This window comes from Pantoea sp. YR525 (assembly GCF_900116775.1).
GTDB classification, from domain to species: domain Bacteria; phylum Pseudomonadota; class Gammaproteobacteria; order Enterobacterales; family Enterobacteriaceae; genus Pantoea; species Pantoea symbiotica.
Genome location: NZ_FPBU01000009.1, coordinates 166,082 through 179,333 on the forward strand (window position 1 = coordinate 166,082; position 13,252 = coordinate 179,333).

General features: G+C 57.9%; 11 protein-coding genes. 8 read left to right on the forward strand and 3 right to left on the reverse strand.

Going from position 1 to position 13,252, the window contains the following annotated elements; genetic code table 11:
* Positions 1–26 precede the first annotated feature (26 nt).
* The 7 genes from BM323_RS18905 to BM323_RS18935 all read left to right on the forward strand — a co-directional run bounded on the left by BM323_RS18905 (position 27) and on the right by BM323_RS18935 (position 8,036).
* A complete protein-coding gene (locus BM323_RS18905) occupies positions 27–1,556 on the forward strand; it encodes an amino acid ABC transporter permease/ATP-binding protein (RefSeq protein WP_008105246.1) in 1,530 nt (509 codons plus the stop codon).
* Positions 1,540–2,583 carry an alpha-hydroxy acid oxidase gene (locus BM323_RS18910; protein ID WP_008105247.1) on the forward strand — a complete coding sequence of 348 codons (1,044 nt, stop codon included), beginning with the start codon at positions 1,540–1,542 and terminating at the stop codon, positions 2,581–2,583. The genes BM323_RS18905 and BM323_RS18910 overlap by 17 nt, the downstream gene beginning before the upstream one ends.
* A gap of 71 nt (positions 2,584–2,654) precedes the next feature.
* A complete protein-coding gene (locus BM323_RS18915) occupies positions 2,655–3,578 on the forward strand; it encodes an ABC transporter substrate-binding protein (protein WP_008105248.1) in 924 nt (307 codons plus the stop codon).
* Positions 3,578–4,954 (forward strand): dihydroorotase, encoded by a 1,377-nt coding sequence (locus tag BM323_RS18920; protein WP_008105249.1) that lies wholly within the window; start codon positions 3,578–3,580, stop codon positions 4,952–4,954. Before BM323_RS18915 ends, BM323_RS18920 begins: the two co-directional genes overlap by 1 nt.
* Before the next feature lie 14 nt (positions 4,955–4,968).
* Positions 4,969–5,730, forward strand: a complete 762-nt coding sequence (locus BM323_RS18925) for a GntR family transcriptional regulator (protein WP_008105250.1) — start codon at positions 4,969–4,971, stop codon at positions 5,728–5,730.
* A gap of 32 nt (positions 5,731–5,762) precedes the next feature.
* Positions 5,763–6,878: a mandelate racemase/muconate lactonizing enzyme family protein gene (locus BM323_RS18930; protein WP_008105251.1), complete on the forward strand. Its 1,116-nt coding sequence runs from the start codon at positions 5,763–5,765 to the stop codon at positions 6,876–6,878.
* A gap of 162 nt (positions 6,879–7,040) precedes the next feature.
* On the forward strand, positions 7,041–8,036 hold the full coding sequence (locus tag BM323_RS18935; RefSeq protein ID WP_008105252.1) for an acyltransferase: 996 nt from the start codon (positions 7,041–7,043) through the stop codon (positions 8,034–8,036).
* On the opposite strand, the gene BM323_RS18940 is transcribed toward BM323_RS18935, so the two are convergent.
* From BM323_RS18940 to xylA, 3 genes are all read right to left on the reverse strand, one after another.
* Positions 8,021–8,953, reverse strand: coding sequence for a GlxA family transcriptional regulator (locus BM323_RS18940; protein WP_008105253.1), 933 nt, complete (start codon positions 8,951–8,953; stop codon positions 8,021–8,023). The genes BM323_RS18935 and BM323_RS18940 overlap by 16 nt on opposite strands.
* 174 nt (positions 8,954–9,127) lie before the next feature.
* On the reverse strand, positions 9,128–10,570 hold the full coding sequence (gene xylB, locus BM323_RS18945) for a xylulokinase (RefSeq protein ID WP_008105254.1): 1,443 nt from the start codon (positions 10,568–10,570) through the stop codon (positions 9,128–9,130).
* A gap of 17 nt (positions 10,571–10,587) precedes the next feature.
* A complete protein-coding gene (xylA, locus tag BM323_RS18950) occupies positions 10,588–11,910 on the reverse strand; it encodes a xylose isomerase (RefSeq protein ID WP_008105255.1) in 1,323 nt (440 codons plus the stop codon).
* Between the two features lie 345 nt (positions 11,911–12,255).
* On the opposite strand from xylA, the gene xylF reads away from it, so the two are divergent.
* Positions 12,256–13,248 carry a D-xylose ABC transporter substrate-binding protein gene (xylF, locus tag BM323_RS18960; RefSeq protein ID WP_008105256.1) on the forward strand — a complete coding sequence of 331 codons (993 nt, stop codon included), beginning with the start codon at positions 12,256–12,258 and terminating at the stop codon, positions 13,246–13,248.
* Positions 13,249–13,252: the final 4 nt, after the last annotated feature.

Here is a 13,252-nt window from a genome sequence, read left to right on the forward strand (position 1 = left end):
ACCGAGGCGTTGAGGAGGATAACGCCTTGGATGATTTTCTTAAGTACCTGACTTTCCCCTACTTGTGGGAAGGCGCTGTTATCGCCGTGCAGCTGTTGGTTGGCGCGCTGGCGGGCGGCATTTTGATTGGCTTTTTCCTGGCGTTAGCCAGCAGCTCAAAGCACTGGTTTATTCGCGTGCCGGTGAAAATCTACATCTATACGCTGCGCGGCACGCCGGTGCTGCTGCAGCTGATTCTGCTGTACAACGTGCTGCCGGAATTTGGCCTGCGATTGAGTCCGTTCACCAGCGCGCTTGTTGCGCTGATGATCAACGAAACCGCCTTCTGCGCCGAAATCATTCGCGGCGGCATTATGGCGACCGATCGCGACCAAAGCATGGCAGCGCAGGCGTTCGGTTATTCACGCAGCAAAGAGATGATTCACGTGGTGATCCCGCAGGCGCTGCGCGCCATTCTGCCCACCATGGGCAATGAAACCGTTGGATTGCTGAAATCGACCTCGCTAGCTTCGGTGGTGGGCGTCAATGAGTTGACGATGCGCGGCCAGGCGATTGTGTCGCAAAACTTCCTGTTTATTCCGGTGCTGGTCGCCTCGGGCGGCATCTACCTGATTCTTTCCACGCTGCTGGCGGGCGGTCAGTGGTGGCTGGAGAAGTTCTACAACCTTGATGAACGCGCACGTCGGGCACGCGCGCGGCTGGCGAAACTGCCGCCAGAAGCGGAAGTGATGCCGATGCAGCTACCGAAACGGCGCTGGGATACGCAAACTGCCGCGCCGGTACTGGAAGTGGATCAGCTGTGCGTCGAGTACGCCGGTAAAGCGGTACTCAAATCGCTGTCGTTAACCGTACGTCGCGGCGAAGTGGTGGTGTTGCTCGGTCGCTCCGGTTCGGGCAAAAGTACGCTGCTGAAATCGATTCTGGCGCTGACGCCACGCAGCAGCGGCACCATTCAAACCGAAGGCCACTTTATGGGCAGCGACGAAAACGGTCGCGCACTGGCGCAGCGTCATCTGCCGATGAACCGCGCCAAATCAGGCATTGGCATCGTGTTCCAGCACTTCGCGCTGTTTGATCACCTCACCGCGCTGGAAAACGTAATGAGCATTCTGCTGCGCGTGCAGGGCGCACAGCCGGAAATCGCGCGCGGCAAAGCGATGCGCGCGTTGAAAATGGTAGGACTCGGAGATTTCGCCGCCTCGCTGCCGCATGAACTTTCTGGCGGACAGAAGCAGCGCGTCGGCATTGCGCGCGCGCTGGCGGCAGAACCGCAAATCCTGCTGTTTGATGAGCCGACTTCCGCGCTCGATCCCGAGCTGGTGCGCGAAGTGAACCAAACCATGCGCAGCCTGGCGCAAACCGGCATCACCATGATCATCAGCACCCACGACATCGCGTTTGCGGCGGGCGTTGCCGATCGCGTGGTGTTCCTGCAGAACGGCGCGCTGATTGAAGAAGGCCCGCCGACGATTCTGCAAAATCCGCAAACGCCAGCGTTTGCCACCTTCCTTGAACATGAAAATGCTGCGGAGGCGCAACATGCCAATGCGCTTTGAACTCACGGCACGCGAGCGCCTCGGCGATGCGTTGTTCCGCTATATGCAAGGCCAACCGGCCGATGCGCTGGGTAACGAACCCGATGCCAATCAGCAGGCGCTGCGCCGCTTTCGTCTGTTACCGCGCGTGCTGCAGGGCAATGAAAGCATCGACACGCAGATTTCTCTGCACCAGCAAAACTGGTCCGCGCCGATTGGCGTCGGCGCATTTGCCGGTGACCGTATTTTCCATGAAGAAGGTGTGTTGCCGATTGCGCGCGCCTGCAAACGTCTGCAGCTGCCGCTGGTGATCTCCGAAGAGACCGTCACGCCGCTAGAGCAGATTGGTGCGGAGTACGATCGCTGCTGGCTGCAACTGCGTGCGGCGGGCGATGTCGACCGCATTAAAGGATTAATCGATCAGGCTGCGCAGGCCGGATTTAAAAATATCGTGCTAACGGTGCTGGCACCGGTGCATCCGGTTGCCGGATTACAGCCCGGCGGCTTCTCGATTGGTGATGCGTTGAAACAGCGCGGCTGGCACACCATCGGCGGCACGCAGCCGGGCGTTGCGCCACTGCCGGCTTTTCCGGTGTGGCGCTGGCAGGAGATTGATGAAGTGGCGGCGCACTGCGCCAATCATCATCTCTCATTGTGGCTGAAAGGCGTTCTGCATCATGACGATGCCGCGCAGGCCGCGCAGCACGGTGTCAGCGGTTTGATTGCCTCGAACATTGGCCTGCGCCAGAGCGCGCGCTGGGCCACGCCAGTCGATCAGCTGCCTGATTTGCAGGCGGTGACGCGTCTGCCGCTGCTGCTGGATGGCGGCGTACGCTGCGGCAGCGATGCGGTGGTGGCGCGCTGCCTCGGCGCGTCGCTGTCGCTCAGCGTGCGACCGATCATTAGTGCGTTAGTCGCCGGTGGCGAAAGCGCGGTGTTCGATCTGCTGTCCGGCTGGATCAATGAAATCACAGCGATCAGCCATTGGTGCGGCGTCAGCGATATGACAAACCTTAACGGCAGTTTCATCACCGTAATGCCGCAGTAGTTGATTCGTAGGGTCGCCATTCATGGCGACCGAATAATGCATTAAAACTCTATTTAAAGAGGTACGTGGCAATGCAGACATTGATTTTCAATCAAGGCGATGCCAGCGAATCCCGCATCTATTACTGCGCGCACTATCTGGCGCAGAGCCTTGGCCTGTTTGCCGCGCAGCAGCTGCAGATGATCTTCACCACCAGCGAATCGGGCGGACACACGGTGCAAGGCGGGCAAGTGCCAGCGGTATTAAGCCGCGACGCCGATCTCACGCTCGGCGGCCCGATGGTGGTGATGAAGCATTTTCAGCAGCATGGCGCAGAGTTGCAGTGTTTCTGCGCCTCGGTGGCGGCCAATCCGTGGTTTCTTGCGGCGGCACAGGCGCAGCCGGATTTTCAGCTCAGCGATCTGCGCGGTAAACGCGTACTGGATGTCGGCAATGTCGGTACCGCGACGCTGACGTTCCGCTGGCTGCTGGCGCGTCACGGTTTGCAGCATGATGTCGAGCTGATCGCCGGCAGCGGCGACCTGGCGCAGGATTTCGCCGCCGTCGCCCTTGGCGCAGCGGATTATGCGCTGCACGCCATGCATATGCTGGCGCCCGCCATCGCCGCCGGACAACTCCACAGCATTAGCAGCCTCGCCAGTTTATGCGGTCACGTGCCGTGGAGCGCCTACATCGCCCGCGCCGATGTGCTGCAGGAGAAAGCCGCTGCCTTCGCCGCCTTCTCCCGCGCCATTGCGCAGGCGCTGGCGTGGATGGCGAGCCATGACGCCATTGAGTTAGCGCAACAGGTAAAGGCTTTTTACCCCTATTATCCGCGCGATGCGCTGGTGCGCGGCCTCGCCGCCTATCAACAGGCCGGCGTGTTTGCGCCAGATTGCGTGATTCCGCGCGCTGAGTTTGCGCATTTCAGCCAGCTGTTAACTGCAATCGGCTGGCTCGACTCTTCACAGCCGGTGCCGTATGCGGCGCTGGTGACGCAGGCAGGAGCAGAGTGATGAAACAGCTGATTATTAATGGTTTGGTGGTGACAGAAACCCGCGCTGAACTGGCCGATCTGCTGATCGAAAACGGCAAGATCAGCGGCGTATTATCGCCTGGCGCCATCACGCACGGCGTTGACGAGGTGATCGATGCGCGTGGCTTAATCATCGTGCCTGGCGCGATTGATGTGCATACCCATTTCACCGGCTCGCACGATTTCCCCGAGCAGGAACTGCGCGAAGGCACGCGCGGTGCGGCGGCGCACGGCGTCACCACCATCGTCGAAATGCCGCATTCGCTGCCACCAGCGACATCGCTGGCTAACTTCAGCGCCAAGAAAAGCTGGCTGGCAGACAACTGCTCGGTGGATTACGCAATGTGGGCTGGACTGGATGGTCGCAACGTGCATGAACTGGCGGCGCTGGATCAGGCCGGTGCGCTGGCCTTCAAAGCCTTCCTGTGCAGCGGCGCGCCCAACGGCGACGCCACCGACGAGAAAGGTTTGCCGCGTCTCGACGATGACGGTTTGCTGCGTGCCATGCGCGAGCTGGCCACTTTCGACGGGCTGATTGGTGTGCACGCGGAAAACCACGAGATTCTGATCGGGGCTGGCAGCGAACAGCGTCGTGCCGGACGCAAAGATGCACGCGCGCACGCGCTGGCGGGCCCGGAAATCGCCGAGATCGAAGCGGTGGGACGCGTGTTAGCGATTGCCGAAGAGACCGGCGCGCGCTGCCATATCGTGCACGTCAGCTCGGCGCGCGCGGCAGAAACTATCGTCGCCGCTAAAGGCCGCGTACGCGCCAGCTTCGAAACCTGTCCGCACTATTTACTGCTCGATGAAGACGATTTGGTGCGCATCGGGCCCAATGCGCGCTGCGGCCCGCCGATCCGCCCGCGTCCGGTGGTGGATGCGCTGTGGCAGGTGCTGCTGCGCGGCGATATTGACATGATCGCCTCCGACCATTGTCCGTACACGCCCGCACAAAAGCAGGCGGGTGAAGCCAGCATCTGGGATGCAGGCATGGGATTAACCGGCGTGGAAACCCTCAGCCCGATGTTCTTCAGTGCGGCCCACATAGAACGTGGCGTGGCGCTCAGCGAGTTTGCGCGCATGACCGCCAGCGGACCGGCCAAAGCCTTCCAGCTGTGGGGCAAAAAAGGGGCGATTGCGCCTGGCTTCGACGCCGATTTGGTGTTCTACGACGCTAGCCAGAGTTGGACAGTGAGCGGCACGAATTTTCAGGGACTCGGCAAGTGGAGCGCATTTGAAGGGATGCGCTGTCAGGGTAAAGTGGTGCGCACATTGATTCGTGGCGTCACGGTATTCCAGGATGACCAGATGCAGGTTGAACCCGGCTTCGGTCAGTTCGTGACCCGACAGGTTTAAACAGGACAAATAACATGGCAGGAAAACCTTCTACCGCTAGTCGTAAAAACAGCGCCCCGCTGGCGCAGGACGCGGCCACCGATAACAGCTGGAATACCGCGCGTCCGCGCACGCTGGTCGATCACGCCGTGGATGCCATTCTCAGCGCCGCCTCGCGCGGCCTGATCCTGCCCGGCGACCGCATCGCGGAACCGGAGTTGGTGGCTAAGCTCGGCATGAGCCGCGTGCCGATTCGTGAGGCGCTGCGCATTCTGGAGAGCCAGGGCATCGTCACCAGCGAGCCATACAAAGGCATTCGCCTGATGGAAATTTCGCATCAGCGGCTGGAGCAGATTATCGATGTGCGCATCCCGCTCGAGACGCTGGCCTGTCGCCGCGCGATTGAGGCCGGACGCAACAGCGCCGAGCAGCTTAATCAGCTGTATCAAGGCGTGGCGCAGATGCAGGCGATGATGCAAAACGACGACGTTTACGGTTTTGCCTCCGCCGATACCGATTTTCACCGCACGCTGTGCAGCTTTGCGCACAACCCGGTGCTGAGCAATTTGTGGGAGTCGATTGCCCGTCAGCTGACGGTGATTTTCGGTCTCTCCACCATGGGCAAATCAATGAGCGACATCATCGAGGAGCACCAACGGCTGATTAATGTCTTTGCCGATGGCGACATCGCCAAAATGACCGACGAGGTTGAGAATCACATCCGCATTCAGGCGCTGGACGTGGATTACGAAACCCTGATTACCCAACGCCGCCAGCACCGTTCCGCTCTCGGCTAATTTCGCATTGCCTTTACACCAGGGAAAACACCATGAAAATCATTAATGTTGAGGCGTTTTACCTGCGCCTGCCAGTGATTGAGCAGCGCACCGACAGCTCTCAGGATGCGCTGCTGATCAAAATCACCACCGATGCCGGCATCACCGGCTGGGGCGAAGTGGATGGCAGCCCGTATGTCACCAAAGCCATCATCGAAGCGCCCTATTCGCATACCATGGTCACCGGCCTGAAATCGCTGTTGATCGGCGAAAACCCGCTGGAAACCGGCCGTTTATGGAAGAAGATGCACAAAGCCACTATCTACTACGGTCGCAGCGGCGCGGTTTTGCAGGCGATGGCCGGCATCGATATCGCGTTATGGGATATCAAAGGCAAAGCGCTCGGCAAGCCGATTGTTGAACTGCTGGGCGGCGCGATGCGCGACAAGATGCGCGTTTACTCCTCCAATATGTTTCAGTTCAGCGTCGAAGAGACAGTCGCGCGCGCGCAACATGCGATTGATACCGGTCATAGCGGCGTGAAGTTTGGCTGGGAGCCGTTTGGCAACGACGAAGCGCTGGATCTGCGTTATCTCGAGGCGCTACGTAAAGCGATGGGCGATAACGTGGATCTGATGCTGGATGTCGGCCACGTGTGGGATGCCAAAACCACCATCCGCCGCAGCCAGCGCTATGAACATCTCAATCTGTTCTGGATTGAAGAGCCGCTGCATCCGGATAACTACGCCGGTTACGGCCAGGTTTCCGCCGCGTGCCAGCAACATATCGCCGCCGGTGAGCAAGAGTGTTCCGTGGTCGGCTTCCAGCGTCTGATTGACGAAGGCAGCATCGATATCGTGCAGATAGATTTGACGCGCACCGGCTTCACCCAGGCAATGGAGATCGCCAGCTACGCGCATAGCCGCGGACGCAAAGTGTGCAACCACAACTTCACCACTGACATTAATACCGCTGCTTCGCTGCATTTCCTCTGCGCGATTGAGAATGCGCTGGTGATGGAGTATTGCGTCGAGCCGGGCGAGATTAGCCGCTCGCTGGCGAAGAATCCGGTGCGCATCGCCGACGGTTACGCGTGGCTGCCAGGCGAGCCGGGCCTCGGCGTTGAGCCCGACGAAGCGGTGATCGAGAAGTTTTTGGTGCGCGGTTAGCAAGGTCGCCATGAATGGCGACCCTACGTCGGATCGGCATTGTTTTTGTAGGGTCGCCATTTATGGCGACCTGGTAACAGAGTGATCTGAATTACAGCGCAAAAGGTTGTTGCCGCGCGGCTCACTGGCTACCCTTCTTCGCAGCAAATGCAAGAGGACGCCATGCAGCAAAAAATTTACTGGATCGATAACTTACGTGCGGTTGCCTGCCTGATGGTGATCGTTATTCACACCACAACCTGGTACATCACCGGACCTATGGCGGTGACAGACATGAGCTGGGATATGGCGAACCTGCTTAACTCGGCATCACGCGTCTGTGTGCCGCTGTTCTTTATGATCTCAGGCTATCTGTTTTTCGGTGAACGCAGCGCGCAAGGGCGGCATCTGCTGCGCATCGTGCTGTGCCTGCTGTTCTACAGCGCGGTAGCACTGGTCTATATCACCTGGCTAACGCCAATCAATGAAGGGCGATCGCTGCTCAAGCTGCTACAAAAACCGGTGTTCTATCACCTGTGGTTCTTCTTCGCCATTATCGGCATCTATCTGTTATCCCCGCTGATTCAGGTGAAAAGCGTGGCGCCGCGCTATGTCGCCATGCTGGTGATCGTACTGGCGGTGCTGGCGAATCCGAATACCGTGAGCCAATCGCTGGGGCCGTTTCACTGGCTGCCGGTGAATCTGTATGTCAGCGGCGACAGCATCTATTACCTGCTGTATGCGCTGCTCGGACGTGCGATTGGCTGCATGGAGACCGACAAGCGCAGCATCAGCTGGCTGGCGGGATTGGGCTTTGTTGCCTGCGTGATTGGCATTGCGCTCGGCACCAAACAGATGCTGAAAATCAACGGCGCGTTCAACGATACCTGGTATCTCTACTGCGGGCCACTGGTATTTATTGCCGCCATCAGCTTGTTGATTCTGTTCAAAAATACGCTGAATCAGCGCGCGCTGCCGGGACTTGCCACCATCTCGCGCTATTCACTGCCGATATACGGCTTTCACGCGCTGTTTATCCACTTTCTGCGCACCAATCACTACGACGATATGTCGCGTCCGTGGCTCGATTTGCCGTGGGTGATGGGCGTGACGCTGATCGGCAGCCTGCTGCTGGCGATGGGCTTACAGCGCGTGGATAAGCGTCATCTGGTGAGCTGATCGTCCCAGCGCTGGTGCGCGCGGCGCAGCTGGCGGGCCGAGGAGAATCCGGCGGCCAGCGCCGCTTTCTCCGCCGCTTCGCCCTGCTGCTGACGTTGCCGCGCAATCACTAAGCGCAGCTGTTCGTGGTACTCGCGCACGCTGATGCCAAGATGCTGGCGAAACAGGCGCGTAAGATGACGCTCGCTGACGTGCGCCCGCTCGGCCAGGGCAGTAAGCGACCAGTCGTGTTCGGGATGGGCAATCATCACATCCTGCGCGCGATGAATTGCCGGATGCATATGATTGCGATAGCGCAGCCACGGCGAAAGCTGCGGATCGTCGCCGGAACGGCGGAACCACACCACCATTTCGCGCGCCACTTTCAGTGCCTGCGGCGCACCGCATAATCTATTGATTAGGTGCAGCGCCAGATCGATACCCGCAGTAATCCCCGCGCTGGTCCAGATGCCGCCATCTTCGACGAAAACCCGATTATCTTTCACTAACGCCGCCGGTGCTGCCGCTTTCAGGCGCGGTAATACATCGTGATGCGTGGTGCACTGAATTCCATCCAGCAATCCTGCCTGCGCCGAGAGCAATGCGCCGGAACAGATGCACACTAGCGTGATGCGCTGATCGGTAATCGCCGTTTGCTGCTGGCGTAGCCAGTCACGCGCTATGGCTGCCGGTTCGGTATCGAAACAGACGCGCGAATTGTATACGCCAGGCACCACCAGCAGGCTGTTTTCCGGCAGTTGCGCGGGCAACGGCGCGATATCAGCGATAGTCATGCCGGTGGAGCACAGCACACTCGGCTGCGGGCCAATGTAATGCAGCGCAAAGTGGCCGTCGGCCAGCTGCAGGGTTTCAGCAGGGCCAGTGAGATCCAGCGCCATCACGCCGGGAAGCACGAGGAAGAAGACGGACTGCGGCATGGTGGGCTCCATCAGTTGGGTACGGTATTCGGCCAGGTTGGCATAAATGCCAACCCTACATGTAGGGTCGCCATTCATGGCGACCAAATCAGGCCACTCGATTCAACAGAATCACCCAATAATACCTGATAAAACCCCCAACACTCTGCCAAATCCAGCCATCACCCTCCCACATCAAGACATCAACGGCTGCAGCTGCTGATACAAACGCGCAAACACTTCGCGCTGCGGCTGATACGCCTGATGGCGTGCCGCATCCGGTTGATGCCGCTGCGCCAGTTCAAGCGACGGCCATTCGCTCGCCGGATCTATCGCCAGCTGCGCCAGTCGCGCTGCACCCAGCGCCGGGCCAACTTCGCCGCCATGACAATAATCCAACGTCTGCCCGCTAATATCCGCCAGCATCTGACGCCAGTACGCACTGCGCGCGCCGCCGCCAATCAGCATCACGGTTTTCGGCTGCACGCCGCACTCATGCACCGCATCCATGCCTTCGGCAAGCGCGAAGCCCACGCCTTCCAGCACCGCGCGCGCCAGTTCTGGTCGGCCATGCTGATGCGTTAAACCAAAGAACGCGCCCTGCGCCTGCGGATTATTATGCGGCGTGCGTTCACCAGAGAGATAAGGCAGGAACCACACTGGCGGCACATCGCTGCGCGCATTTTCCGCCTCACTCAGCAGTTGCGGTACATCGGCGCAGCCGGTCAGCGCCGCTGCCCAATCGAGACAGGAAGCCGCGCTCAAAATCACCGACATCAAATGCCAGCGCTGCGGCAGCGCGTGGCAGAAGCTGTGCACCGCACGCTGTGGATTGCTGAGATAGCCGTCGCTCACCAGGAAATAGACGCCCGACGTGCCGAGCGACAGCATGCCTTGTCCCGGCTCGACCATGCCGACACCCACCGCGCCCGCCGCATTATCGCCGCCACCCGCCACCAGCGGCACTTTTTGCATGCCCCAACGCGCGGCGACCTCTGCCAACAACGTGCCGGTGATCTGATTGCCTTCAAACAGTTGCGGCATCTGGCTGCGCTGCAACTCGCAGGCGCTGAGCATCTCATCGCTCCAGTCGCGCTGCGCCACATCCAGCCACATCGTTCCCGCCGCGTCCGACATATCGCTGGCGAAGTCGCCGCTCATGCGGAAGCGCAGATAATCTTTTGGCAGCAGCACTTTAGCCACCTGATCAAACACCTGCGGCTCATGCTGTTTCACCCACAGCAGCTTTGGCGCGGTAAAGCCGGGCATCATCAGATTGCCGGTGATGCGTCGCGAATCCGGCACGCGCTTCTCCAGTTCCTGACACTGCTCGCCGCTGCGACCGTCATTCCACAAAATCGCCGGACGCAGCACCCGATTCTCGCTATCCAGCAAGGTGGCACCGTGCATCTGCCCACTCAGGCCAATCGCCTTCACGCCGCTGAGATCGTGCTGCTGCGCCAGCGCCTGCATGGCACGATCCGTCGCCTGCCACCAGCTTTCGGCATCTTGCTCGCTCCATAACGGCTGCGGCCGCGACACCTCCAGCGGCGCACTCTCCACTGCAATCACTTTGCCGTGCGCATCCAGCAACGCCACTTTCACGCCGGAGGTGCCTAAATCGATGCCGATAACCATGCTGCGCTCCTGAAAAGTTAAAAATCAAACAAGTAGTGATTCACCAGATTCTCCAGCTGTTCCTGGCGTCCACTACGATGTTGTGGATTGAATTGCTGTTGCTGCGCCTGTTCTGCCAGTGCGGCGAGGGAAAATTCACCCTTCAGAATCTGCTGTCCGAACTCACCGTTCCAGCCGCTGTAGCGTTGTGCCACGCGCTTATCCAGCTCGCCATCCGCCACCATGCGGGCCGCGACTTTTAACGCCAGCGCCATGGTATCCATTGCGCCGATATGGCCGTAAAACAGATCATATTTGTCGGTGCTCTGGCGGCGGACTTTGGCATCAAAGTTTAAGCCGCCGGTGGTGAATCCGCCCGCTTTGATAATTTCGTACAGCACCAGCGCATTCTCTTCCACGCTGACCGGGAATTGGTCGGTATCCCAGCCACACTGCATGTCGCCACGGTTAGCATCCACCGAGCCAAAAATGCCCAGCGCGATGGCCGTTGCGATCTCATGGTGGAATGAGTGCCCCGCCAGCGTTGCGTGGTTGGCTTCCACATTCACTTTGATCTCTTTCTCCAGCCCGAACTGCTTCAGGAAGCCATAAACCGTCGCGACATCATAGTCATACTGATGTTTTGTCGGCTCCTGCGGCTTGGGTTCGATCAGCAACATGCCATGGAAACCGATCTTATGTTTGTGCTCCACCACCATCTGCATAAATCGGCCAATCTGCTCGCGCTCCTGGCGCAGGTCGGTGTTGAGTAAGGTTTCATACCCTTCGCGCCCGCCCCACAGCACATAGTTCTCACCGCCCAGAGTTTGCGTGGCCTGCATGGCGCTGCACACCTGGCTGGCGGCCCAGGAAAAAATTTCCGGATCTGGATTGGTTGCCGCACCCGCACCGTAACGCGGATGGGTAAAGCAGTTGGCGGTTCCCCACAACAGTTTCACGCCGGTTTCCTGCTGCTTTTCAAGCAACTTATCCGTCATCACGGCAAAGTTTTCGCGATAGCTTTTCAGCGAATAGCCTTCCGGTGAGACATCCACATCATGGAAGCAGTAATAAGGCACATTCAGTTTATGAAAGAACTCAAAGGCGACATCGGCCTTTTGTTTCGCCAGCTCCAGCGCATCTCCCGGCTTCTGCCACGGACGATCAAATGCCCCAACGCCAAACATATCCGCGCCGTTCCAGCAGAAGGTATGCCAGTAACAGGCCGCAAAGCGCAGATGCTCCGCCATGGTTTTACCGAGAATCACTTCGTCCGGGTTGTAATGACGAAACGCCAGAGGATTGCGGGTATTACTCCCTTCATAACGAACGCGATCAAGCTGGTCGAAATAGGCGTGCATAGTTAGCTCCTTAGCATGAGGACCCGAATGGTCAGCTTTGAGCGGTTATTGTGATGATGTAATTTACTGCTGCTCAATTACGATATTTAACACTCAACGTAAGATAATTATTATTTGTGCGCCAGCTCGCAAAATAATGTCGTTATTTTCATTCAGTCTTCTCGACTTCGTTTTTTCTGAAAGCGTTGAAATATCGATCGCGCTCATAAAATCGCAAATAAACCAAAAAACGTAATAGCCGGATAAAAATCAGTAATTGATGTCACCTGAAACTCAGGGCAACAATTCATCGGCCTGGTTATAAGCCTTACAACGACAACAGCCTCAACCTACAGGATTAATACCATGAACATGAAACAATCACTGTTGGCCGCCTGCGCGGCTCTGGCCCTGTTTAGTCACGCGGGTAGCGCTAAAGAAGTCAAAATCGGTATGGCTATTGATGATTTACGTCTGGAACGCTGGCAAAAAGATCGCGATATCTTTGTTAAACAAGCCGAATCGCTGGGCGCCAAAGTGTTTGTGCAATCGGCCAACGGCAACGAAGAAACGCAGATGTCGCAAATTGAAAATATGATCAATCGCGGCGTCGATGTATTGGTCATCATTCCTTATAACGGCCAGGTTTTAAGTAACGTTGTGGCGGAAGCGAAACGTGAAGGCATTAAAGTGTTGGCGTATGACCGCATGATAAATAACGCCGACATTGATTTTTATATCTCATTCGATAATGAAAAAGTGGGCGAATTACAGGCCGAAAGTATTGTAAAGCAAGTACCTAAAGGTAATTACTTCCTGATGGGCGGATCGCCGGTGGATAATAATGCGCGCCTGTTCCGTGCCGGCCAGATGAAAGTTTTAAAACCTTATATTGATAATGGCAGTATTAAAGTGGTCGGCGATCAGTGGGTTGATGCCTGGCTGCCAGAAAATGCGCTGAAAATAATGGAAAACGCCTTAACCGCGAACAGTAATCACATTGATGCGGTTGTGGCGTCGAATGATGCCACCGCAGGCGGTGCGATTCAGGCATTAAGCGCGCAGGGGCTTTCCGGCAAAGTCGCGATCTCCGGTCAGGATGCCGATCTCGCCGCCATCAAACGCATTATGAACGGCACGCAAACCATGACGGTCTACAAACCCATTACCGAACTGGCGACCGAAGCGGCCAAAATCGCGGTGGAACTCGGTGACGACAAGCAACCCGCCAGCAACAGCAAGCTGAACAACGGCCTGAAAGATGTGCCATCGCGCCTGCTGAATCCTATTCCGGTCAACAAAGACAACATTGAAAGCACGGTAGTCAAAGACGGCTTCCACAAACAGAGCGAACTCTGAGGCG